General features: G+C 69.1%; 23 protein-coding genes, 3 tRNA genes and 1 pseudogene. 13 read left to right on the top strand and 14 right to left on the bottom strand.

The genetic code is table 11. The annotated features are described in order from the left end of the window. The first annotated feature begins 34 nt into the window (after window positions 1–34). Window positions 35–589 carry a DUF924 family protein gene (locus C8P69_RS03430; RefSeq protein WP_108174576.1) on the top strand — a complete coding sequence of 185 codons (555 nt, stop codon included), beginning with the start codon at window positions 35–37 and terminating at the stop codon, window positions 587–589. A gap of 7 nt (window positions 590–596) precedes the next feature. Here C8P69_RS03430 and C8P69_RS03425 read toward each other — a convergent pair. The 6 genes from C8P69_RS03425 to C8P69_RS03400 all read right to left on the bottom strand — a co-directional run bounded on the left by C8P69_RS03425 (window position 597) and on the right by C8P69_RS03400 (window position 3,234). Then, a tRNA-Arg gene (locus C8P69_RS03425) sits at window positions 597–673 on the bottom strand. A 25-nt stretch (window positions 674–698) separates the two neighbouring features. Continuing rightward, window positions 699–1,004, bottom strand: a complete 306-nt coding sequence (locus C8P69_RS03420) for an ETC complex I subunit (RefSeq protein ID WP_108174440.1) — start codon at window positions 1,002–1,004, stop codon at window positions 699–701. A gap of 17 nt (window positions 1,005–1,021) precedes the next feature. Further along, a tRNA-Pro gene (locus C8P69_RS03415) sits at window positions 1,022–1,098 on the bottom strand. 58 nt (window positions 1,099–1,156) lie between these two features. Beyond that, window positions 1,157–1,669 (bottom strand): DUF192 domain-containing protein, encoded by a 513-nt coding sequence (locus tag C8P69_RS03410; protein ID WP_108174439.1) that lies wholly within the window; start codon window positions 1,667–1,669, stop codon window positions 1,157–1,159. An 18-nt stretch (window positions 1,670–1,687) separates the two neighbouring features. After that, the gene (locus C8P69_RS03405; protein ID WP_108174438.1) at window positions 1,688–2,296 is read right to left on the bottom strand and encodes a cold-shock protein; all 609 of its coding nucleotides are present in this window, start codon (window positions 2,294–2,296) and stop codon (window positions 1,688–1,690) included. A 155-nt stretch (window positions 2,297–2,451) separates the two neighbouring features. After that, complete coding sequence (locus C8P69_RS03400) at window positions 2,452–3,234, bottom strand: SIR2 family NAD-dependent protein deacylase (protein ID WP_108174437.1); 783 nt, start codon at window positions 3,232–3,234, stop codon at window positions 2,452–2,454. Window positions 3,235–3,264: 30 nt separating this feature from the next. Between C8P69_RS03400 and gloA the strand changes: the two genes are divergently transcribed. Together gloA and C8P69_RS03390 are read left to right on the top strand one after the other, a co-directional pair. Continuing rightward, window positions 3,265–3,723, top strand: coding sequence for a lactoylglutathione lyase (gloA, locus tag C8P69_RS03395; protein ID WP_108174436.1), 459 nt, complete (start codon window positions 3,265–3,267; stop codon window positions 3,721–3,723). Window positions 3,724–3,727: 4 nt separating this feature from the next. Next, window positions 3,728–4,897, top strand: coding sequence for an aminotransferase (locus C8P69_RS03390; RefSeq protein ID WP_342750194.1), 1,170 nt, complete (start codon window positions 3,728–3,730; stop codon window positions 4,895–4,897). On the opposite strand, the gene dnaE is transcribed toward C8P69_RS03390, so the two are convergent. The 5 genes from dnaE to C8P69_RS03370 form a co-directional block, all read right to left on the bottom strand. Further along, a complete protein-coding gene (dnaE, locus tag C8P69_RS03385; protein ID WP_108174435.1) occupies window positions 4,894–8,328 on the bottom strand; it encodes a DNA polymerase III subunit alpha in 3,435 nt (1,144 codons plus the stop codon). The genes C8P69_RS03390 and dnaE overlap by 4 nt on opposite strands. A 139-nt stretch (window positions 8,329–8,467) precedes the next feature. Next, window positions 8,468–8,596, bottom strand: a complete 129-nt coding sequence (locus tag C8P69_RS24405) for a hypothetical protein (RefSeq protein WP_281260018.1) — start codon at window positions 8,594–8,596, stop codon at window positions 8,468–8,470. 74 nt (window positions 8,597–8,670) lie between these two features. Then, complete coding sequence (locus tag C8P69_RS03380) at window positions 8,671–9,399, bottom strand: ABC transporter ATP-binding protein (RefSeq protein ID WP_108174434.1); 729 nt, start codon at window positions 9,397–9,399, stop codon at window positions 8,671–8,673. Next, window positions 9,392–10,660 carry a lipoprotein-releasing ABC transporter permease subunit gene (locus C8P69_RS03375; protein WP_108174433.1) on the bottom strand — a complete coding sequence of 423 codons (1,269 nt, stop codon included), beginning with the start codon at window positions 10,658–10,660 and terminating at the stop codon, window positions 9,392–9,394. Before C8P69_RS03375 ends, C8P69_RS03380 begins: the two co-directional genes overlap by 8 nt. A gap of 105 nt (window positions 10,661–10,765) precedes the next feature. Next, on the bottom strand, window positions 10,766–11,821 hold the full coding sequence (locus C8P69_RS03370; protein ID WP_108174432.1) for a polysaccharide deacetylase family protein: 1,056 nt from the start codon (window positions 11,819–11,821) through the stop codon (window positions 10,766–10,768). 110 nt (window positions 11,822–11,931) lie between these two features. Between C8P69_RS03370 and C8P69_RS03365 the strand changes: the two genes are divergently transcribed. Next, complete coding sequence (locus C8P69_RS03365) at window positions 11,932–13,116, top strand: GNAT family N-acetyltransferase (protein ID WP_108174431.1); 1,185 nt, start codon at window positions 11,932–11,934, stop codon at window positions 13,114–13,116. Window positions 13,117–13,120: 4 nt separating this feature from the next. Here C8P69_RS03365 and C8P69_RS03360 read toward each other — a convergent pair whose 3' ends face one another. Beyond that, complete coding sequence (locus C8P69_RS03360) at window positions 13,121–15,235, bottom strand: GumC family protein (protein WP_108174430.1); 2,115 nt, start codon at window positions 15,233–15,235, stop codon at window positions 13,121–13,123. A 166-nt stretch (window positions 15,236–15,401) separates the two neighbouring features. Here C8P69_RS03360 and C8P69_RS03355 point away from each other — a divergent pair, with 166 nt between their 5' ends. From C8P69_RS03355 to C8P69_RS03320, 9 genes are all read left to right on the top strand, one after another. Then, window positions 15,402–16,022, top strand: a complete 621-nt coding sequence (locus C8P69_RS03355) for a polysaccharide biosynthesis/export family protein (RefSeq protein ID WP_245901840.1) — start codon at window positions 15,402–15,404, stop codon at window positions 16,020–16,022. Window positions 16,023–16,035: 13 nt separating this feature from the next. Further along, entirely contained in the window at window positions 16,036–17,154 is a 1,119-nt protein-coding gene (locus C8P69_RS03350; protein ID WP_342750193.1) for a glycosyltransferase family 4 protein, read from the top strand. A 67-nt stretch (window positions 17,155–17,221) separates the two neighbouring features. Then, entirely contained in the window at window positions 17,222–18,757 is a 1,536-nt protein-coding gene (locus tag C8P69_RS03345) for an undecaprenyl-phosphate glucose phosphotransferase (RefSeq protein WP_108174428.1), read from the top strand. After that, the gene (locus tag C8P69_RS03340; protein ID WP_108174427.1) at window positions 18,754–19,986 is read left to right on the top strand and encodes an O-antigen ligase family protein; all 1,233 of its coding nucleotides are present in this window, start codon (window positions 18,754–18,756) and stop codon (window positions 19,984–19,986) included. The genes C8P69_RS03345 and C8P69_RS03340 overlap by 4 nt, the downstream gene beginning before the upstream one ends. Window positions 19,987–20,000: 14 nt before the next feature. After that, window positions 20,001–20,077, top strand: a tRNA-Pro gene (locus tag C8P69_RS03335). A 416-nt stretch (window positions 20,078–20,493) separates the two neighbouring features. Beyond that, window positions 20,494–20,622, top strand: a complete 129-nt coding sequence (locus C8P69_RS24400; protein WP_281260017.1) for a hypothetical protein — start codon at window positions 20,494–20,496, stop codon at window positions 20,620–20,622. 3 nt (window positions 20,623–20,625) lie between these two features. Next, window positions 20,626–20,889: a hypothetical protein gene (locus tag C8P69_RS03330; protein ID WP_108174426.1), complete on the top strand. Its 264-nt coding sequence runs from the start codon at window positions 20,626–20,628 to the stop codon at window positions 20,887–20,889. A gap of 66 nt (window positions 20,890–20,955) precedes the next feature. Further along, a complete protein-coding gene (locus tag C8P69_RS03325) occupies window positions 20,956–21,291 on the top strand; it encodes a hypothetical protein (RefSeq protein ID WP_108174425.1) in 336 nt (111 codons plus the stop codon). A 76-nt stretch (window positions 21,292–21,367) separates the two neighbouring features. After that, on the top strand, window positions 21,368–21,772 hold the full coding sequence (locus tag C8P69_RS03320; protein WP_108174424.1) for a hypothetical protein: 405 nt from the start codon (window positions 21,368–21,370) through the stop codon (window positions 21,770–21,772). Window positions 21,773–22,389: 617 nt separating this feature from the next. Here C8P69_RS03320 and C8P69_RS24545 read toward each other — a convergent pair. Both C8P69_RS24545 and C8P69_RS03310 read right to left on the bottom strand, forming a co-directional pair. Continuing rightward, a pseudogene (locus C8P69_RS24545) lies at window positions 22,390–22,645 on the bottom strand (MerR family transcriptional regulator); the annotation flags it as partial. 117 nt (window positions 22,646–22,762) lie between these two features. Continuing rightward, entirely contained in the window at window positions 22,763–23,077 is a 315-nt protein-coding gene (locus C8P69_RS03310; protein WP_108174573.1) for an integration host factor subunit alpha, read from the bottom strand. Window positions 23,078–23,191 lie beyond the last annotated feature (114 nt).

Raw genomic sequence — 23,191 nt, 5'->3', positions numbered from 1 at the left:
GCGTCAATGACGGCCTGAACGAGAGGACATGCGCATGACCGGAACGACCGCCCTGCCCGCCGCCGCCGATGTCGTCACCTTCTGGCACGCGGCGGGCGCGGACGCCTGGTTCACCAAGGACGAAGCCTTCGACGCGCGGTTCCGCGAGCGCTTCTGGGAGGCGCATTTCGCCGCCGCACGCCGGGAGCTCGACGGCTTCATGGCGACGGCGGAGGGCGCGCTCGCCCTGATGATCCTGCTCGACCAATTCCCCCGCAACGCCTTCCGCGGCACCGGCCACATGTATGCGACGGACCCGCTGGCGCTCTCCTTCGCGCGGATCGCAGATGCGCGGGGCGATGCCGCCCATGTCGATCCGGCCTTGAGGGTGTTCCTGTCCCTGCCCTACTCGCATGCGGAAGTGCTGGCGGACCAGGAGCGCGCGGTCGAGCTGACCCGCGCCATCGGCGGCGAGACGCACGCCCACGCGATCGGCCACCGCGACGTCATCGCGCGGTTCGGCCGCTTCCCGCATCGCAACGCGATCCTCGGGCGGACGACGACAGCGGAGGAACAGGCGTTCCTCGATGGCGGGGGATTTGCGGGGTGATGGAGGCTGGCGATCCCGGCAGGGCTCGAACCTGCGACATTCTGCTTAGAAGGCAGATGCTCTATCCAGCTGAGCTACGGGACCGAAGGAGCCCGCCGCCGCCCCGCCCTCAATGGGTCCAGGCGCCGACGCGGTTGAACTTGAAGTTGTCGGAATAGGCGGCGATACGTCTCTTCGGCTCCTCGGCCTCGAAGACCTGATAGGCGATGCCGTTCTTCTCGGCATAGGCGATGGCCTCTTCCTTCGTGGCGAAGGAAAGCTTCACCTGCTGCGCCATGTCGGTCGAGCTGGTGTAGCCCATCAGCGGCTCGACGGTGCGCGGCGCGGCCGGCTCGAACTCGAGCCGCCACTGGCCGGTCTTGGCCTGTCCGGACTGGGTGGCGGTCCTGGCTGGCTTGTAGATACGGGCGACCACGGCATTCCTCCGAAGGCTGGTCGGGGCGACTGGATTCGAACCAGCGACCTAGAGTACCCAAAACTCTCGCGCTACCAGGCTGCGCTACGCCCCGTGAGCAAAGGCAATAACCGAGCGCCGCGGCAGCGGCAAGCCGGACGGCGCGGAGCGCCTCAGCCGCGGAAGAACGGGTGCTCGACCCGGTCGCCGGCGGCGATGCCGAGGCGTCTCGCCGTGCCGGCGATGACCTCGAGAACCCCCTTCACCGGACCGTTCGAGGAGATCGTCGCCTCGGAGAAGGGCGTGGTGTTCTCGGCGATGTGGTTGATGAGGCCGTTGGCGCGGATGAAGACCATGTCCAGCGGGATGTAGGTGTTCTTCATCCACATCGAGACCTCGGTCTCGCGCGCGCCGAACTCGAAGAGCATGCCGCGGCCCTCGGGCAGCTCGCGGCGGAACATCAGGCCGCGGGAGCGCGTCTCCGGCGTGTTGGCGATCTCGACGATGAAGGGATGGCGTGCGCCCGAACGGGTGACGATGGCGAGCTGGCCGGTCTCGCCCTGGGCGAAGGCGGCATCGGCGGCCAGCGCCGGCGCCGCGGGCAACAGCAACGCCGCGCCAAGGAGGCGGCGGCGGTCGAGCCGGAGGTCAGCGAGGGCGAGGTCGGAGGTCACGGCGCTGGGCATGGCCGCGGTTCTAGCCCGTCAATGGGAGGCTGGAAAGGGTGCACCGTCGGGCCGCACCTCGGCGGCCATCAGTCCCTTCGAGCCGTCGCCGTAGCGCACCAGCACCCACTGGCCGGGGCGCAGCTCGGTCATGCCATAGCGACGCAGGGTCTCCATGTGCACGAAGATGTCGGGCGTGCCGGGACCGCGGGAGAGGAAGCCGAAGCCGCGCAGCCGGTTGAACCACTTCACCTCCGCGCGCTCGAGCCCGGAAGTCGGCACCACGTGCACATGGGTGCGCGGCGGCGGCAGCTGGGCCGGATGGACCGCGGTCGATTCGTCCATGGAGAGGACGCGGAAGGCCTGCAGGCCGCGCTGGCGGGCGGTCGCCTCGACGACGATGCGGGCGCCCTCATAGGCCGTCTGGAAGCCGTCGCGGCGCAGCGTGGTGACGTGGAGGAGAACGTCCGGGCCGCCGCCGTCGGGAACGATGAAACCGTAGCCCTTGGCCACGTCAAACCACTTGATGGCGCCGGCGACCTCGACGAGATCCGCGGGGACGGCTTCCGGCGCCATTTGCGCATCGGCAAGACGCCGCTGACCGTCCTTGTTCACGGGGCCATTCGCATCGGAACCGTCCGACGTCATCACACTCACCGCCGCGCTCTCGGGATCTTGGCCTCGATCCCTGCCCACCCTGATTCTCCCCATGAGGATAGCACCCGCCCTGCGCCGGCAAAGCCCAAAAATCAGCTTTTGCGCGTCGTCCCCAGACCTTTGGTGGACGAGGCGTTGACGCACGGTCACGAAACCTGTGGCAGTTGGAACCGTTCCATGACCGCCGACAGGAGCGGTCCGATCTCGGTGCGCAGGACCAGCGTGGCGATGTCGTCAAGGGGCGTCGGCTCGCGATTGATGATGACGAGGCTGGCGCCGTTCTCGGCCGCGGCGGCAGGCAGGCCGGCCGCGGGATAGACGACGAGCGAGGAGCCGATGGCGAGGAAGAGGTCGCAATCGGCCGCGAGGGCCGCGGCCCGGCGCATCTTGTCCTCCGGCATGGCCTGTCCGAAGGAGATGGTGGCGGATTTGACCGGCCCGGCGCAGGCCTCGCAATCCGGCGGCGCTCCGCTCGCCTCGAAGCGCTCGCGCACCCAGCCGAGTTCGTAACGGCGCTGGCAGGCCAGGCAGGTCGCATAGGTGCCGTTGCCATGGATCTCGATGAGCCGCTCGTCGGGGATGCCGGAGTCCTGGTGCAGGTTGTCGATGTTCTGGGTGATGACGGCATCGAGCCGGCCGGCGCGCATGAGGGCCGCGAGCGCCAGGTGGCCGCGGTTCGGCGCGGCGCCGCGATAGCTGTCGTCCATGGTGAACTTGCGCCGCCACGCCTCCGCCCGCGCCTCGCGGCTCGCCACGAAGGCCTGGAAGGGGATCGGCTTGTTCTGGGTCCACAAGCCGCCGGGCGAGCGGAAATCGGGAATGCCGGATTCGGTTGAGATGCCCGCACCGGTGAAGGCCACCGCACGGCTGGACTGTGCAAGGAGGCTTGCAAGTTCGTCCGCCGCCGTCTTCAACTCCGCATCCACCATCGGCACCTCCCGCACGAAGGGCTCTCCCCCATGCGCTACCTTCACACCATGGTCCGCGTCACGGACCTCGACCAGTCGCTCGACTTCTACTGCAACAAGCTCGGCCTGGTTCAGGTTCGCAAGAACGACTTTCCGCAGGGCAAGTTCACCCTCGTCTTCCTCTGCGCCCCCGAGGACAAGGCGGCGGCGGAAGCGGCGATCGCCGCCGGCCGGCGCGACGCGCCTATGCTGGAGCTGACCTATAACTGGGATCCGGAGACCTACACGGGCGGGCGCAATTTCGGCCATCTCGCCTATGAGGTCGAAGATATCTACGCCACCTGCGAGAAGCTGATGAAGGCCGGCGTCACCATCAACCGCCCGCCGCGCGACGGCCGCATGGCCTTCGTCCGCTCGCCCGACGCCATCTCCATCGAGATCCTGCAGAAGGGCGAGGCCAAGGCCCCGGCCGAGCCCTGGGCCTCCATGCCGAACACCGGCGTCTGGTGAGCCCTTGCTGCAGCTGAACCCGCAGGTCCTCGACACCGGCACGCCGCCGATTCCGGCGGCGCGCGCCTGGATGGCGTCCTATGGCGGCCACCACGGCCCGGCCATCGACCTGTCGCAGGCCGCGCCCGGCGCCCCGCCCCCGGCGGAACTGCTGGCAAGGCTCGGCGCCGCGGCGGCCCGGCCCGAGGTCGCACGCTATGGCGCGATCCTCGGCGATGCCGCCCTGCGCGAGGCCTATGCGCGGGATGTGGCGGCGACCTATGGCGGCGACGTGGGTCCTGCCGATGTGGCGATCACCGCCGGCTGCAACCTCGCCTTCCTCGCGGCGGTGCTGGCGGTGGCGGGGCCCGGCTCCTCGGTGATCCTGCCCGCCCCCTGGTACTTCAACCACCAGATGACGCTGCAGATGCTCGGCATCGGCGTCACGCCCCTGCCCTGCCGTCCCGAGGATCGCTTCGTGCCGGATGTGGCGGCGGCCGAGGCGCTGATCGACGCGACGACGCGGGCCCTGGTGCTGGTGACGCCGAACAACCCGACGGGTGCGATCTATCCCGAGGGCGTCATCGCCGCCTTCGCCGATCTCGCGAAACGGCGCGGCCTCGCGCTCATCGTCGACGAGACCTATCGCGACTTCCTCGCCGATGGCGCCAACCGCGCCCATGGCCTGCTGACGCGGCCCGATTGGCGCGACACGGTCATCCAGCTCTATTCCTTCTCCAAGAGCTACGCCGTGCCCGGCCACCGCGCTGGCGCCATCACCGCCGGGCCGCAGGCCATGGGGGAAATCCTGAAAGTTCTCGACAGCGTGCAGATCTGCGCGGCCCGCCCCGCCCAGGAGGCGCTGGCCTGGGCCATCGACGGCACCGCGGACTGGCGCGCGACCATGCGGGCGACGATCAACGGCCGCATCAGCGCCTTCGCCCGGGTGGTGGAGGCCTGCCCCGGCTGGTCCATCTCCTCCATCGGTGCCTATTTCGCCTATGTGCGGCACCCCTTCGCGGGCGTGCCGGCGGAGCGGGTCGCCGAATGCCTCGCCAAGGAGCGCGGCGTGCTCGGCCTGCCCGGCTCCTATTTCGGCCCGGGCCAGGACGACCACCTGCGCTTCGCCTTCGCCAATGCCGACGAGGCGGCGATCGCCGACCTGCCGGCGCGGCTCAAGGGCCTTGCCCCCTAGAGCTCCATCACCGCCTGCACGCCCGGCACCGCCTTGATGGCGCCGGCGATCTGCGGTGAGACGGCAAAGCGCCCCGGCAGCTTCACCTCGACCTCGCTCGCTGCATCGGCGAGGCGGATGACGAGGCTGACCTCGCCGTCGCCCTTGCCCGGCAGGCGCTTGGCGACGCTGTCGACCGCGCCGAGATCCTCGATGAAGACGCGGAACCCCTTCTGGACGCGCACCGCCGCCTCATCCAGTGGCTCGACCGACTGGATGCGGATGCGGACATCCTCGCCCTGCACCTCGGCGCCGACCGCCATGAGCACGGCCCGGCCGGGTTCCAGCAGGTCGCGGTAGAGCGCGAGGCCTTCGGAGAACAGCACGCCCTCGTAATGGCCCGAAGGGTCGGAGAAGGTGACGATGCCCATCTTATTGCCGGTCTTGGTGCGGCGCTCCTGGCGGGCGGTGACGACGCCGGCGAGGCGGCCGGCGCTTGCCCCCTGGCGCACCGAGCGGGCGAACTGGGCATAGGGCTCGATGCGCAGGCGCTTCAGCGCCGCCTGGTAGTCGTCGAGCGGGTGGCCGGAGAGGAAGAAGCCGATGGCCTTGTATTCCTCGTCGAGCTTCTCGGCGGGGAGCCAGGGCTCGACCTTCGGCACGCGGATGAGCGGCGCGCCCGAGCCGCCGAAGAGTTCGTCCTGGCCGAGCGCCCGGCCCTCGGCCTGGCGCTGCGCCTCGGCCAGCACCTGGTCGATGGCGGCGAAGGCCGCGGCGCGGTTCGGCTCGAGGTCGTCGAAGGCGCCGGCCGACGCGAGGTTCTCCAGCGTCTTGCGGTTGAGCATGCGCGGATTGATGCGCTGGGCGAAGTCGCCGAGGTCGCGGAAGGGCTTGTCGCCGCGCGCCTGGACGATCGCCTCCACCGCCTGGGCGCCGACCCCCTTCACGGCTGCGAGCGCATAGAGGATGTGGCCGTCGGCGACGTCGAAGTGAACGCCGGAGCGGTTGATGCTCGGCGGATCGACGGGGATGCCGAGCCGCAGCGCCTCGCGGCGGAATTCCGAGAGCTTGTCAGTGTTGGAGAGGTCGAGCGTCATGGAGGCCGCCATGAACTCGACCGGGTAGTTCGCCTTCAGATAGGCCGTCTGGTAGGAGACCAGGGCATAGGCGGCCGCGTGGCTCTTGTTGAAGCCGTAGTCGGCGAACTTGGCCAGCAGGTCGAAGATCTCGTCGGCCTTGGCCTTGGGGATCGACCGCTCGACGCAGCCGGAGACGAAGCGCTCGCGCTGCTTGTCCATCTCCGCCTTGATCTTCTTGCCCATGGCGCGGCGCAGGAGGTCGGCCTCGCCGAGCGAATAGCCCGACAGGATCTGCGCCGCCTGCATCACCTGCTCCTGGTAGACGATGATGCCGTGGGTCTCGGACAGCACCTGTTCCAGCAGGGGATGGGGATATTCGGGCTGTTCCAGCCCGTGCTTTCGGGCGCAATAGACGGGAATGTTGGCCATCGGGCCCGGCCGGTAGAGGGCGACGAGGGCGATGATGTCCTCGAAGCGGCTCGCCTTCATCTCGACGAGCGCCTTGCGCATGCCCGCGCTTTCCACCTGGAACACGCCGACCGTCTCGCCCTTGGCCAGCATATCGTAGGTCCTGGCGTCATCGAGTGGGATGGCCGCGAGGTCGATGTCGATGCCGCGGCGGCGGATCAGGTCCACCGCCTTCTGCAGCACGGTGAGGGTCTTCAGGCCGAGGAAGTCGAACTTCACCAGGCCCGCCTGCTCCACCCATTTCATGTTGAACTGGGTGACCGGCATGTCGGTCTTGGGGTCTCGGTAGAGCGGAACGAGCTCGACCAGCGGCCGGTCGCCGATGACGAGGCCGGCGGCGTGGGTCGAGGCGTGGCGGTTGAGGCCCTCAAGCTTGGTGGAGACGTCGAAGAGGCGGGCGATCACCGGATCCTCGTCGCGGGCCGCCTGCAGCTTCGGCTCGCCCTCGATCGCCTTGTCGAGGGTCACGGGCGCCGCCGGGTTCTGCGGCACCAGCTTGCATAGCTTGTCGACCTGGCCGTAGGAGAGTTCGAGGACGCGGCCGACATCGCGCAGCACGCCGCGCGCCTGCAGAGTACCGAAGGTGATGATCTGGGCGACCTGGGCGCGCCCATAGCGCTCCTGCACGTAGCGGATCACCTCGTCGCGGCGGTCCTGGCAGAAGTCGATGTCGAAGTCCGGCATCGACACGCGCTCGGGGTTGAGGAAGCGCTCGAAGAGCAGGGCGAAGCGCAGCGGATCGAGGTCGGTGATGGTGAGCGCATAGGCCACCAGCGAGCCGGCGCCCGAGCCGCGGCCCGGTCCCACCGGGATGTCATGGGCCTTCGCCCATTTGATGAAGTCCGACACGATGAGGAAATAGCCGGGGAACTTCATGCGCTCGATGATCGAGAGCTCGAAATCGAGCCGGTCGCGATAGTCCTTCTCGGTGAGGCCGGGCGCAGGGCCATGGGCGGCGAGCCGCCGGTCGAGCCCCTCGCGGGCCTGGCGGGCGAGCGCCGCCGCCTCGTCCAGCGCGACGCCGCCAGCTTCTTCCGTGAAGGTCGGCAGGATGGGCTTGCGGGTCTTCGGCCGGTAGTGGCAGCGCCGGGCGATCTCGATCGTCGAGGCGACGGCCTCCGGCAGGTCGGCAAAGAGCGCGACCATCTCGGCCTGGGTCTTGAACCGGTGCTCGGGCGTGAGCCGGCGCCGCTCGGGATCGGAGAGGATGCGCCCCTCGGCGATGGCGATGAGCGCGTCGTGGCTCTCATAGTCGCCGAGCGAGGCGAAGTAGCACTGGTTGGTGGCGACCAGCGGCAGGCCGAGGCGGTAGGCCTCCTCGACGAGGTCAGGCTCCACGGCCCGCTCCTCGTCGAGCCCGTGGCGCTGGAGCTCGACATAGAGGCGGTCGCCGAAGGCGGCATGGAGGCGGGCAAGGCGCGCCCGGGCAAGGTCCCCCTGCCCCTCCCGGAAGGCCTGGTCGACCGGCCCGCCGGGCCCGCCGGTCAGCGCGATCAGCCCGCCCGCATGGGCCTCCAGCACCGCGAAGGCGACACCGGCATCGGCAGGATCGGGGCTGTCCATGAAGGCCCGCGTCGTCAGGGCCATGAGGTTGCGGTAGCCCTCCTCGGAGGCCGCGAGCACCGCGATGCGCGGCTTCACGCCTTGAAGGTTCGGCCGGCGCGGATCGACGGCGCGGTCGCCGCAGTCGAGGCCGAGGGTCAGCCCGACGATGGGCTGGATCCCCTCGCCCTTCAGCTTCTCGGAGAATTCGAGCGCGGCGAAGAGGTTGTTGGTGTCGGTGATGGCCACCGCCGGCATCCGGTCGTGCCCGGCGAGCTTGGCGAGCTTGCCGACCGAGAGCGCCCCCTCGAGCAGCGAGAAGGAGGAATGGACCCTCAGATGCACGAAGGGTTGCGCGGACATCCTGCCTCCCGGTGGCGCGGCCCCTGCCGCGCGACTCGTCTCTCCGGACCTTGCCGCCCCAAGGCGGCTCACGACAAGCGCGGTGAGCGTCGGCCTCCCGCTATGCACAGGCTGTGGGGTTGTCTCTCAGCGGTTGGGGTCAGCCATTCAAGGCCTGGGCCCAGACGGTGAGCATGCCGGTGAAAAGGCCGAGGGCCACAAGGGCGGCGGCGTCTTCGATGAAACTGCGGATCATGTCGTCCTCCGTTTTCAGCGACCAGATCAGCATGTTCCTTTTTTGTTCTCATGTCCAGCGAAGAGAACGGAGCGCGAACACATCCGGTTACCGAAACGTAAAGATCATCACAGTTCGACGATGAGCCCGTCGCGGATGGTCACCCGCCGGTCCATCCGGGCGGCGAGGTCCATGTTGTGGGTCGCGACCACGGCGGCGAGCCGCGAGGCGCGCACCAGCTGGCCGAGCGCCGAGAAGACGTGGTCGGCGGTCTTGGGGTCGAGATTGCCGGTGGGCTCGTCGGCGAGCAGGATGCTCGGCGCATTGGCCACGGCGCGGGCGATGGCGACGCGCTGCTGCTCGCCGCCCGAGAGCTCGGCGGGACGGTGGGTCTGGCGCTCGCCGAGGCCGAGATAGGTCAAAAGCTCGGAGGCCCGCGCCTTCGCCTCCTTGTAGGTGAGCCCGCGGATCATCTGCGGCAGGACCACGTTCTCCAGCGCCGAGAATTCGGGCAGCAGGTGGTGGAACTGGTAGACGAAGCCGATCTCGTTGCGGCGGATGCGGGTGCGGTCCTTGTCGGCGAGCTTCGAGGTGGCCTTGCCGGCGATATAGACCTCGCCGCCATCGGGGGCCTCGAGCAGGCCGGCGACGTGAAGCAGCGTCGACTTGCCGGTGCCGGAGGGCGCAATGAGCGCCACGGTCTCGCCCGGCCAGATGGCGAAGTCGACGCCCTTGAGGATCTCGAGCGGCGCGCCGGCCTCGGTGTAGCGGCGCTCGACCTTGTCGAGCCAGAGGACCGGCGCCTCCTCGTTCGGGGCGCTGGCGGCCGGGCGGTCGGCGTTCACGACGTCACTCATAGCGCAGCGCCTCGACCGGATCGAGCTTGGCCGCCCGCCAGGACGGATAGAGCGTCGCGAGCAGGGACAGGGTCAGCGCCATGACGAGGACCGACAGCGTCTCGCCGGTGGACATGTCGGCGGGGATCTGGGTGAGGAAGCGCACCGTCGGGTCCCACAACGTGGTGCCGGTGACCCAGGAGACGAATTCCTGGATGGACTGGATGTTGAGGCAGACGATGACGCCCAGCGCAAAGCCGGCCAGCGTGCCGACCACGCCGATGGAGGCGCCGGTGATGAGGAAGATGCGCATCACCGCGCCGCGCGTCGCCCCCATGGTCCGCAGGATGGCGATGTCGCGCCCCTTGTCCTTCACCAGCATGATGAGGCCGGAAATGATGTTCAGCGCCGCGACGAAGACGATGAGCGTCAGGATCATGAACATGACGTTTCGCTCGACCTGCAGGGCCGAGAAGAAGGTGGCGTTGCGCTGGCGCCAGTCGACGATGAAGACCGGCCGCTCGACGCTCTCCGACACGACGCGCCGGTAGTGCTCGATGCGGTCGGCATTGTCGGTATAGACCTCGATCGAGGAGGCGTCGCCGTCGCGGTTGAAATAGGCCTGGGCCTCGTTGAAGGGCATGAAGACGAAGGCCGAGTCATACTCGGTCATGCCCACCTCGAAGATGGCGACGATCGGATAGGCCTTGATCCGCGGCGTCATGCCCATGGGCGTCGAGGAACCCTTCGGCGAGACCAGCGTCAGGCTGTCGCCGAGGCGCAGCGACAGCTGGTTGGCGAGCCGCTGGCCCACCATGACGCCCTCGGTCGTGTCGAAATCCTGCAGCCCGCCCTGCTTGATGTTGGTGGAGATGAGCGGCAGGCGCCGTAAATCCTCGGCCCGCATGCCGCGGACGATGGCGCCGCCGGCGTTAAAGGCGGAAGAGGCCAGCGCCTGGCCCTCGATGACGGGAGCGGCAAGCCGGACGCCCTGGATGCGCATCAGCCGCGTCGCCACCGCCGCATAGTCGGTCAGGGGCGTGTCGATCGGCTGCAGCACCATGTGGCCCTGGACGCCGAGGATCTTGCCGAGCAGCTCCTTCCGGAAGCCGTTCATCACCGCCATGACGATGATCAGCGTCGCGACGCCGAGCATGATGCCGACGAAGGAGAAGCCGGCGATGACCGAGATGAATCCCTCCTTCCGCCGCGCCCGCAGGTAGCGCAGCGACAGCATCCACTCGAAGGCGGAAAAGGGGCGAGTTCCGTTGGCGTCTGACATCGACCGTTCATGCTGGGCAGACCGCGACAGGCGGCCGGCGTCACAAACTATCTGATTCAGGCCTTCTCGCGACGGGGGCGCGGCGGAAAATCCGGTGGAGGCCGCTCAGGCCGCGTTCACCCTGCGGAACCTGTTGAAAAAGGCGAAGGCGGCGCCGGAGAGCAGCACGTCGAGATAGCGCAGCGACTGGAAATGGCCGTTGAGCGAGACGCGGGGCAGAGCGGTCAGGTGGTCGGCATGCTCGGCAAAGAGCACGCCGGGGCGCGTCGTCACCGCGGTGGTGAAGCCCGCCTCCCGGGCAAGGGCAAATTCGCGCGGCCCGGCCGAGGTCGGGTCCCCCACCGGATAGGCGAAATGGTGCACGGGGCGGCCGAGCTCGTCCTTGACCCGCGCCTTGGAGGCGACCAGCTCCTGCCGGACCGTCTCCTCCGGGAACTTGGCGAGCATCAGGTGCTCGACCGTATGGGCGCCGAAGGTGACCAGGGGGTCGGCGCCGAGCGCCCTCACCTCGTCCCAGGTCATGCAGAGGTCGCGGCAGATGTCGCGGAAGTCGATGCCGTGGCGGGCGGAGAGGTCGCGGACATAGGCGCGCAGCTCGGTCTCGGGCAGCGATCGCAACCACCAGTAGATCTCGCGAAAGGCCTCGGTCTTCAGCGACGCGGTCGAACAGTCGAAATGGACGGAGCGACCGGCAATGGTCGCGGTCACGGCGCGCTGGGTGCGCACGGTGTGTTCCAGGACCAGCCACCAGAGCTCGCCGCGGCGGTCCATGAACGAGGTCGGCAGGTAGATTGTGAAGGGCGCGCCGTGCTTCTTCAGGATGGGATAGGCGAATTCGGCATTGTCGCGATAGCCGTCGTCGAAGGTGAAGGCGACGAAGGGCCGGCCCTCCCCGCCAAGCGCAATGCGGCCGGGAACCTCGTCCATGGCGACGATGTCGAAGCCGGCCTGCCGGACGCGCTCGACGACGCTGTCGAGATAGTCGGGCGTCACCTCGAGCAGCGCATTGGGGGCGAAATCCCGAGGCTCCGCCGGGCGGACGTGATGGAGCATCAGGATGGCGCCGATGCCACCGGTGATCGGGCGCAGCATGCGGTGGGCGCCCGTCAGATAGAGCGCCTCCAGACCAGCCTTGAAAACGGACGTCCTGAGCCCGCTCATTCCCGAGCACCTCCCCTCATCATCTCAGCAAAAACCCGGACTCCGATGGTGCCAACCATTTCTTGAGACTTCTTTGACAGCCTGCAACCCTGACACGAAGGGCGGAACCGATGAGCCTGGTCGCCGAGATCACCGACGCGCCTGCGCAAACGTCCGCGCCCGCCCTGCCCTTCGCGGTGGGCGTGACGACCGATTTCGACGCCGTGCGCAAGGCCTGGCAGGCGCTGATCGCCGAGGCGCCGCACAGCGGCTACCAGCTCCTCGCCTGGCAGGAGACCTTCCAGCGCCATCTCGGCACCGGCGAGACCACCTGCATCGCCCTCGTCAGCGACGCAGCCGGCCGGCCGCAGGCGCTTCTGCCGCTCACCATCGCACGGCGCCGCGGCGTGGCCACGGCCTCCTTCATCGGCGGCAAGCACGTTAATTTCGCCATGGGCCTGTGGCGGCCGGCTTTTGCCCGTTCGCTCGACGCTGCGGCCCTGCGCTCCATCCTCGGTGAGGTGGCCCGCAAGGCCCCCGCCGCCATCGACGTCTTCGCCTTCGCCAACCAGCCGCTCGCCTGGGCGGGACAGGCCAATCCGCTGGCGCTCCTGCCGCACCGTCTCTCGCCGTCCTTCGGCTATCATCTGGCGCTCGGGCCCGACGCCGAGGCCGTGCTGGAGCGCGTCGTCTCCTCGGCCTCCCGCCGCAAGCTCCGCAAGAAGGAGCGTGCGCTCGCCGACGAGGGCGCAGTGACATTCACGGTCGCCCGCGACGCGGCGACCATTGCCCGCTTCACCGATGCCTTCCTGGCCCACAAGGCCGCCCGCTTCGCCGAGCTCGGCATCCCCAACGTCTTCGCCGAGCTGGGGACCCGCGACTTCATCCTGGCTGCTGCCGCCGGCGACAGCCCGGCCATCGAACTCTGCGCCCTCATCGTTGGCGACGAGCCCGTGGCGCTGTTCGGCGGCACCATCGCCGCCGGGCGCTATTCCGGCATGTTCAACGCCATGGCGCCGGGTCCGCAGCAGCGCCACAGCCCCGGTGAATTGCTGCTGCATCATCTCATCCGCCATTGCTGCGAGCGCGGCCTGACGGTCTTCGACCTCGGCGCCGGCGAGGCCGACTACAAGAGCCATATCTGCGACGGCACCGACGCGCTGTTCGATCTTGCCGTGCCGGTCACGGCCAAGGGCCAGGCCGCGGCCTTCGTCCAGGACATGGCGGGGCAGATGAAGCGGCGCATCAAGCAGTCGCCGCGCCTCTGGCCGCTGATCGTGCGGCTGCGGCGTCTGCGCGGCCGCCTCTCGGCTTGAGGCTTCAGGCAGCGACCGCCTCGTCCTCTTCGGCCGCCAGCATCACCACCACCGGCTTCAGCCCCGCCCCGACGAGCCGTCCATAGGCCGCCTCGACAAGGGGATCGCGGCTGTCGCCCTCGGCGACCACCACGGCATCGTCGCCCAGGCGGCAGAGCGCGTCGAAATCTGCCGGGTTTGCCGGCAGGCGGCCGGCCGCGATCACCACCGCATCGTAGGAACGGGCGAGCGCGTCGATGACGAACTCAGCCATATCCGGCTCAACCGCACCGAGCGTGCCGCAGGGCACGATATGGGCCGGAGACATCGGGTCCTCGTGGATGATGGCGCCGATTGAGGCCTGGCCGGCGGCAAGATCCGACAGTCCGGGAGCCGCAGGACCCGCAAGACCGGAGAGCGGCGCCTCAGCCGGATCGCAATCGACGAGCACCGTCCGGCGGCCGGCACCGGCCAGCTCGCGGGCAAGAGCCAGGGCCACGGCGGAGGCGGCGAGCGCATCGGAGGAGCCGGTCACCAGCGTGCGGCGGGAAGCGCCGGAATGCGGCTCGGCGTCGAGAAGGCGTGCCAGCGCACCGATGCAGTCGGGCTGGGCGACAGGAACCGCAAGGCCAGGCTCGTCACAGGCGGCGGCCAGCGGCGGGGCATCGACCGCCTCGTCCCGATGGTTCTCGTCCGAGTGGTTCTCGTCGTCTGCCAGGGCGGCAGCGGCAGGACGCCCCTCGCCTGAGAGCAGCGCCAGGGTGGCGGCGATGGCGATGGCGAGGATGAGCGTGCCCAGCGTGACGATGAGGATGGTCGGGATCTTCTTGGGGAAGGCCGGGACGTTGGAGACGAGAGCCCGCGAGATGATGCGGGCATCGGCGGGCAGCGCGGCGAGCGTGTCGCGGGCCGAGGCGTCGCGGTAGCGGGCGAGCAGGGTCTCGAGCTGATCGCGCAGCGACTTCGCCTCGCGCTCCAGAACCCGCAACTGCACCTCCTGCTCGCTGGCCTGGCTCGCCTGGCGCTTCACCTGGTCGAGGGTCTGCTGCAGCGCCTCGACGCGGGCGCCGGCGAAACGGGCATCGTTCTCCAGCACCCGCACCAGCTTCTCGGCCTCGGAGCGCATCTGCGTCTCGAGGCTCGAGCGCTGGGCCTGAAGCTCGGCGATTCGGGGGTGGCGCGGGCCCAGCGTCGAGGACTGCTCGGCGAGCTGGGCGAGCACGGCCGCCCGCTGCTCGGTCAGGCGGCGGATGATCTCGGAATTGATGACATCGCCCGATTCGATCGGGCGGCCCGAGCGCAGGAAGTCGCGCAGCAGGCGCGAACGGGTCTGGGCGTCGGACTGCTGGGCGCGGGCGGAGGCGATCTGGCTGTTCACCTCGGCGAGCTGCTGCGCCGTGAGGCTGGTGTTGTTGGAGCCGACGAAGAGATTGGCGCGGGCGCGGAACGTCTCGACGCGGCCCTCGGCCTCCTCGACCTTGCGGCGCAGCCCGTCGACCTCGCCGGACAGCCACTGGCTGGCATTGCGCGTCTGGGCCCGCTTGTTGGCCTGCTGCGCCTCCATCACCGCTGCGGCGATGGTGTCGGCGGCACGCGCCGCCAGCAGCGGATCCTGCGATTCGAACTGCACGGCGACGATGCGGCTCTTGTCGACCTGGAAGGCCGAGAGCTTCTCGAAATAGGAGCGCAGCACCCGCTCCTCCGCCGTCATGCGCAGCGGATTGTCCATCAGCCCGAGGGCGATGAAGACCTGCTTGACGGGATTGAAGCCGCGCAGGGCCGGATCGAATTCGGGCTTGCCGGACAGTTCCAGCTTCTCCGCGACCGTCTTGGCGACATCACGGGAGAGAACCAGCTGGACCTGGCTGAGGACGGCCTCCTGGTCGACGGTGGCACGATCACCGGCGGAGCGGTCGCTCTCCGGGCGGGTGTAGGGCGACTCGCCGTTCTCGACGAGCAGGCGCGTCTCGGAGCGATAGGTCGGCGTGGTGAGCGTCACGGCGACGAAGGAGCCCGCGAGCGCAACCAGAGCGGGCGCAATGATCCAGACCCGGCGGGCCCAGAGCGCCTCCGCCAGACCCTTCAGATCCAGATCGACAAGAGAAGGCCGATCCCGTGCCGGTATGTCGCCACCTGCCACAACCCTGCTCCCACCACATGCACGTCATCATCAATGGGATGATTAGAAAACATTAGGGTTGCCATCGGGTTAACCCGCTACACGCCAGACGCGCGGCCTTGAGCCTTTGTTAACCACGACCGCCGATAGTCCGCCCATGGCTTAAGTGCTCTCATGGGGCTCAGGCGTGACGCGTTCCCTTTTCATCCTCACCACGGCGCTGATGCTGGCGGCTTGCGCCGGGCGTCCGGGCGCGGGTCCCGGAACCATCGTCGACACGACACGCGGTCCGGTGGGCCCGGTCGGCCGCGAAGGCACCCTCGTCCCGCATGAGCAGATCATGCCGCGCGGACCCTACCTCCTCGACACCAGCGATCGCCTGCGGGTCGTGGTCTTCGGCCAGGAGGGCCTCACCAATTCCTATGCGGTGGACGCGACCGGCGCCATCGCCATGCCGCTGATCGGCCTGGTGCCTGCCGCCGGCAAGTCGACGGACGCCCTGGCCCGCGAGATCGCCGGGCGCCTGCGCGGCGGCTTCATCCGCGAGCCCAGCGTCTCGGTCGAGGTCGAGACCTATCGTCCCTTCTTCATCATGGGCGAGGTCACCGCCGGCGGGCAGTTCCCCTTCGTCTCCGGCATGACGGCGCAGAACGCCATCGCCATTGCCGGCGGCTTCACCCCGCGCGCCAACCGCTGGAACGTCGAGGTGACGCGCAAGGTCAACGGCCAGCTCTACCGCGCCGACGTGCCGCTCACCCATCCGCTGGCGCCCGGCGACACCGTGGTGGTGCGCGAGCGCTGGTTCTAGGCGGCCCGCGGCCTTGGATCGTCCCCTCTCCATTCTCCATGTCATGCGCTCGCCGGTCGGCGGGCTGTTCCGCCATGTGGTGGACCTCGCGGGCGAACAGGCGGCGCACGGACACCGGGTCGGCATCGTCGCCGATTCCTCCACCGGCGGTGATCGCGCCGACACCATCTTTGCGGGGCTGACGCCGCTGCTCGCCCTCGGCCTCACCCGCGTGCCCATGGCGCGCGAGCTCGGGCCTTCCGACTGGTCGGCGGGACGGTCCGTCGCCGAGGTGCTGGCGCGGCACCAGGTGGATGTCGTCCACGGCCATGGCTCCAAGGGCGGCGCCTTTGCGCGCCTCGTCGGCGGCAACCGGGTCAAGGCCTACACACCCCATGGCGGCAGCCTGCACTATTCGCGCGGCACGCCCGTCGGCTTCGTCTACCTCACCCTGGAGCAGGTGCTCGCCGCCCGCACCGACCTCTTCCTCTTCGAGAGCCGCTATGGCCTCGGCGCCTTCGAGGCCAAGGTGTCCAAGCCGAAGGGGCTGGTGCGCGTCGTCCATAACGGGGTCAGCGCCGGCGAATTCGCGCCTGTGCCGCTGCGCGACGATGCGACCGATCTGCTCTTCGTCGGCGAGCTGCGCCAGCTCAAGGGCGTCGACCTCCTCATCGACGCGCTGGCGCTGCTCAAGGCCCGCGGACGGAGCCTCACCGCCACCCTGGTCGGCGATGGGCCGGATGCGGCAGCCTTCCGCCAGCGGGTCATCGACAGGGACCTGTCCGCCAGCATCACCTTCGCTGGCGCGCTGCCGGCGCGCGAGGCCTTCGCGCGGGGGCGGATCCTGGTGGCGCCGTCACGGGCGGAATCGCTGCCCTACATCATTCTGGAAGCGGCGGCGGCCGGCGTGCCGCTGGTGACCACGGCGGTCGGCGGCATCGCCGAGATCTTCGGGCCCGATGCGCGGGCGCTCGTCGCGCCGGGCAGCGACTGGGCGCTGGCCGAGGCCATCGCGCGCGCGCTCGACGAGCGGGACGAGACGGCAGCCCTCGCCGCGCGCCTGCGCGAGCGCGTGGAGGCGCATTTCTCCGTGCGCGCCATGACCGACGGCGTCCTCGCCGCCTATGCCGACGCGCTGGCCGCGCGCGCGTGAGCCCGCAAGCGAAAAGCAACCTTTTGCGGTTAATCCACGACAATCCGGGAGAGGGAGTACCGCAGCCATGCTGGGGATCACGGGACGCGACATTCTGAAGGCGGCAGAGACCGCCCCGTCGCCTGCGGCAAGCGACGAGCGCCGCCCGCTATCGGACCTCGCCACCCGCATCGCCGACGAGGCCGTTGGCCCCGTCTATTCGCCCGTCGTCCTGTCTGGGCTCGTCCGTCTCGTCGAATTCGCCGCGGTGCTTGCCCTCGGCGCCACGATCTATCTCGCCTGGGTGTTCCCGACGCACGGCGTGCAGTGGCCCTCGCTGATCGGGCTCTGCGCCGTCCCGGGGCTGACGCTCGCCGCCTTCCAGGCCGCCGGCCTCTACAATATCCACGTCTTCCGCACCCACGTCGCCCAGTTCAGCCGGCTGTTCTTCGCCTGGACGCTGGTGTTCCTGGTGGCCATGGCGGCGGCCTTCTTTCTCAAGGCCGGCGAGGAGCTATCGCGGCTCTGGCTCGGCACCTGGTATGGCATCGGCCTCGTCGCGCTGACCGCCGGCCGCGTCGGCCTCGCCCAGCTCGTGCGGACCCTGTCGCGCGCCGGCCGCCTGCAGCGCCGCGCCGTCGTCGTCGGCGGCGGTGAGCCGGCCGAGGAGCTCATCCGCTCGATCCTCGCCCAGTCCGAGTCGGACGTGACCATCTGCGGCACCTTCGACGATCGCACTGACGAGCGCTCGCCCGCCCATGCCGCCCATGTGCCGAAGCTCGGCACGGTTGACGACCTCTTGGAATTTGCCCGCCGCACCCGCGTCGATCTCGTCATCGTCACCATCCCGATGACGGCGGAGAAGCGCGTGCTGGACATGCTGCGCAAGCTCTGGGTTCTGCCGGTGGACATCCGCCTCGCCGCCCACACCGCCAAGCTGCGCTTCCGCCCGCGTGCCTATTCCTACATCGGCAACGTCCCCGTCCTCGACGTCTTCGACAAGCCGATCCAGGACTGGGACATCGTGCTGAAATGGGTGTTCGACAAGGTCGTCGGCACGGCCGCGCTGATCGCCCTGGCGCCGCTCTTCATCCTCACCGCCATTGCCGTGAAGCTGGACTCGAAGGGCCCGGTCTTCTTCCGCCAGAAGCGCTACGGCTTCAACAACGAGATGATCGAGGTGTTCAAGTTCCGCTCCATGTACACCGACATGAGCGACGCCACCGCCTCGAAGCTCGTCAGCAAGGGCGATCCGCGCGTCACCCGCGTCGGCCGCTTCATCCGCAAGACCTCGATCGACGAGCTGCCGCAGCTCTTCAACGTGGTGTTCAAGGGCAACCTGTCGCTGGTCGGCCCGCGCCCCCATGCCGCCCATGCCAAGGCTGCCGACAAGCTCTATGACGACGTGGTCGACGGCTATTTCGCCCGCCACAAGGTGAAGCCCGGTATCACCGGCTGGGCGCAGATCAATGGCTGGCGCGGCGAGACCGATACCCCTGAGAAGATCCAGCGCCGCGTCGAGCACGACCTCTACTACATCGAGAACTGGTCGGTGCTGTTCGACCTCTACATCCTGGCGATGACGCCGATCTCGCTCGCCAAGCACCGCGAGAACGCGTTTTGACCCTCGCCCTCCCCGCGACCGCCGCCGGGGGGACAGACCGCGCCGAGCCGCTGCGCCGCGCCGTCCTCTGGCTGATGCTGGTGGGCGGCGCCTTCGTCTTCGCCGAGCCGAGCCCCTATGAGATCGGCGCGCTGGTGGCGATCCTCACCTTCATGGCGACCGGGGCCTTGCGCCTGCGGCCCGTTCACGGCCCCCTCGTCCTCATTCTTGTCGTCTATTGCCTCGGGCTGACGACGGCGGCGATCCCCGTCCTGTGGGCGCCGAAGGTCGCCGTCTGGGTGGTCGTCTCCTGGTATCTCGCCCTCACCATGATCTTCTTCGCGGTGATCGTGGCGGAGGAGACCGAGGGGCGCCTCGACGTCATTCTCAGGGCCTGGACGCTGGCGGCCCTCATCGCCGCTGCTGCCGGCATTGCCGGCTATTTCCGCCTCTTCCCCGGCGCCTTCGACCTCTTCACGCTTTATGCCCGCGCCAAGGGGACGTTCAACGATCCCAATGTCTTCGGCCCCTTCCTGATCCTGCCCATGCTGATGGCCATCCAGGCCTTCTTCCGCGGCACGGCCGGCCAGATGGTCCGCGCTGGCGGCGTGCTCGCCGTGCTGCTGGTGGCGCTGCTGCTCTCCTTCTCGCGCGGCGCCTGGATCCATTTCGGCCTGTCGGCCCTGATCATGACGGCGCTGCTCTTCCTCACCGCCAAGAGCCGCGCCGAGCGGGTGCGAATCCTCGTCGTCGTCGGGCTCGGCGCCATCCTGCTCGCCGTCTTCGTCGGGGTGCTGCTCTCGATCGACAAGGTCGCCGAGCTGATGAAGGAGCGCGCGAGCTTCAACCAGAGCTACGATTCGGGTCCGATGGGCCGCTTCGGCCGCCATGCCTATGGCTGGCAGATGGCGCTGGACCTGCCCATGGGCATCGGGCCGCTGCAATTCACCCGATTCTTCCCCGAGGACGTCCACAACGTCTATCTCAACGCCTTCATGTCCGGCGGCTGGATCGGCGGCATCGCCTATCACGTCCTCGTCGGGGCAACGCTGGTGGTCGGCCTCGTCGCAGCGCTCGGCCGCTCGCCGGTGAGACCCGCCGCAACGGCCGTCTTTGCCTGTTTCTGCGGCCTTGCCTTCGAGGGCCAAATCATCGACAGCGACCACTGGCGGCACTTCTGGGTGCTGGCCGGCCTGCTCTGGGGCCTCGCCCTTGCGAACCGGGTTGCAGTGGCGCGCGAAACGTCCTAAATCCCCCGCACGGTCGGAGTGTAGCGCAGCCCGGTAGCGCACTTGCATGGGGTGCAAGGGGTCCCGAGTTCAAATCTCGGCACTCCGACCAATTTCCTCAAAAATACAAATACATAAAAGCGCCTGCAGACGCGCATTGGGACGGTCTACCCCCCAGTCATCCGGTCTGCCCACGGGCGCGAGGGCGCCAACTCATTGCCCTCGGTTCATAGCGCCGCATCGCCTCCTCGATCAGCCTCCTCACGTGTCCCACACACGAGAGATAGCGCCATGCGCTTCAAGCCCGACTGGAAGTTCATCATCGAATATGTGGTCAAGATCCTGGTTGAGATCTTCAAATGGCTCATCGAGCAAGGCGTCGCCTAGACGCAGTAGTGGATCGACCGAACGGGGCCATAACTGTGCGTCGAGAGCTTCGGTTCTATCCATGACAACCCCGTAGCGGTTGCGGCCTAGCGGAACCCATCCCCCTGTCCGGGGTTCTTCCCGACAAGGAGGACCCCGACCATGACGCATATCGACCCGCGCAATCCCGACCGCATCCCGGTGGAGCCGACACGGCTTGACGGCGGCCGTCGTTCCGATCTCGACCCGCCGACCGACCCGCGGATCGGCCGTTCGACCAGCGGCAACTAGGGCATGATCGGCGGCCTCGCGGCCGTCCTCGTGCTCGGCCTCGTCATCTTCTCGATGATGGGCGGCCAGCCCGCCGGCAACAATGCGACGACGCAGACAAGCCAGCCCGCTCCGGCGGCGCAGCCTGCCCCCGATGCCACCACCACGGGCTCGGTTCCGCGCTCGGCGACGCCGCCCTCGGGCCAGCCGGCCGGCACGATGACCCCGGCTCCCAGCCTGTCGCCGGCTCCCTCGCCCGCTCCCGCGGCCCCGCGCAACCAGCCCTGACAACGCTGACGTGACCCAGGACGGGGCGCCCTCGCGGCGCCCCCTCTTCCCTGTCCCGGAGCCATCATGACCCGCTTCGCCGCCCTCGCCCTGCCCCTGCTGCTCGCGACCGCCATCCCCACCCTCGCCCAGGTTCCGCCCGCCCAGCCCGACGGCGGCATGGGCGGCTCCAGTTCGTCCGGCGGCTCGTCGGGCGGCGGGATGACGGCGGACGACGAGAATGCCCAGGGCGTCGAGGCCGGCCACGAGGGCCGGATGGTCCGCAGCCGCGCCAATGCCGAGCGCGGGCGCGAGGCGAGCACGGTCGATCCCGCGCCCGATCCGCGCAGCCCGGCCTCCGGCAACGTGCCGAACCCGCCGGTGGCCAGCACCCCCGCGCCGCCCACGCCGACCCACCGCTGAGGCACGGCGCCCATCCTCTTGAAAAGGCACCCGCTCTCGCCCCACACTTTGCTGCGGGACGGGAGCGGGTGTCATCATGCAGGTGTCGACGCGGCTGAGGCCTCGGCTGATCGGCTGGACGGGGATCGTCATCGTCCTTGTCCTGCCAGCCGCCATCGGCGCGGCCTATGTCGGCGCGCTGAATGCCGCGAGCTTCGACGACCGCAACCTTCTCTGGCAGGTGACCATCGGCTTGAGCCTGCTCATTCCGGTCGGCCCGCTCTGCATCATCTTCGGCAGCGAGGCGGTGAGCCGCCCCGACCCCCTGGCGCTGTCGCGCATCGACAAGATCATCGCGGAGCTCGAATTCGCCAACCAGCAGGCGGGTCAGCTCGACCAGAGCCTGCAAACGGTGCGGGACGTCGCCGACCACATGGCCCGCCGCATCGAGGAACAGGCCAAGGCACCGCCGCCGCCCGCGCCGCCGCCCTGGCGGCGCTGAGCCTCAGCGCGGGTCGAAGGCCTCGTCGAGGCGCTTGCGGCATTCCAGCAGTTCGTAGAGGGCAGCCTGCAGCCGGCGAATGTCGTCGGCCGCCAGCCGTGCCGCCGGCGGCGGAGGCGCGACGTCGCGCACGGCAGGCCGCATGGAGGGCATGGACGGCGACGGGGACGCCGGTACGGCGGGAGGCTCGGCCATCGGCACCGTCGCGACATCCTGCTGCGCCGCATGGCCGGCGGAGGCCGGACCCGCGACAAAGGGCGGTTCGACGCGCGGCGCCGTCGCCGGCCGGGTGGGCGGGATCACCGCGGGACGTGCAACGAGAGGCCGCGAGTAGACCGGCTGGGCCGCAGCTGGCGGGCGGGCGATCGGCGCGGGCGGCGCGGGCCGGGCGATGGTGGTCGGCGGCAGCTCCAGCGGCTCGTCGTCCTCGGCCTCCGGCTCGTCCTCCTCTCCGAGATCGGCGGGGATGAAGGGGGGCGTGGGATAGGCCGCCTCGGCGAAAACGGGGACGCGGGTGGCGGGCCGGGCCGGCGGCTCGTCGGGCTCGCGGCCGGGATCGATGATCTCGGGTCCGCGCGGCTTCTGCAGCGGCGAGGCCCCCTCCCCGCGACCAAGCGCCTGGATCGCCTTGACGCCATTCTCCTTGATGATCCGCTGGACGCCGCGGATCGTGTAGCCCTCGCCGTAGAGCAGGTGGCGGATCCCCTTCAGGAGATCGATGTCCTCGGGGCGGTAATAGCGACGCCCGCCGCCGCGCTTCAGCGGGCGGATCTGGCTGAACCGCGTCTCCCAGAACCGCAGAACGTGCTGCGGCAGGTCGAGGTCATCAGCGACCTCACTGATCGTGCGGTATGCGTCGGGGGCCTTGTCCACGCTCGTCGTGCTTCACTGATAGGCGCGATGGCAAAGGGACATCGGGCCGCGCAACGGTGGCGGATTCGTGACGTTCCGGCAATCGCGACCGCGCGGGAATGCGGGCCGCGTCTTGTATCAGTCCTTCAGGCCTTCGCCGCTCTGGCCGTTGATCTTGGCCTTGAGGATGTTCGAGGGCTTGAAGACCATCACGCGACGGGGCGCGATGGGCACTTCCTGGCCGGTCTTGGGGTTGCGGCCGATGCGCTCCCCCTTGGACCGGACGACGAAGGAGCCGAACGAGGAGAGCTTCACCGTCTCGCCATCGGCGAGGCAATCGGTGATCTCGCGCAGGACGAGCTCGACCAGTTGGGCGGATTCGGTCCGCGACAGACCGACCTTCTGATAGACCGCCTCGCACAGATCGGCACGCGTGACCGTCCTGCCCGCCATGTTCACCCCCAGCATCGGCCTCTGATCGGGCACCCCTTACGGCAGCAGGTGCCGGGGACGCTCCTTATCACTCTGATTTTGCTATCATTATGGGGTTGCCGGACAGCGGTCAAC

Origin of the sequence: Phreatobacter oligotrophus, from assembly GCF_003046185.1 — a bacterium.
In the GTDB taxonomy this organism is placed as follows: Bacteria; Pseudomonadota; Alphaproteobacteria; order Rhizobiales; family Phreatobacteraceae; genus Phreatobacter; species Phreatobacter oligotrophus.
Note: the sequence above shows the minus strand (reverse complement) of the source record. Positions and strands in the feature narration are given on the sequence as shown.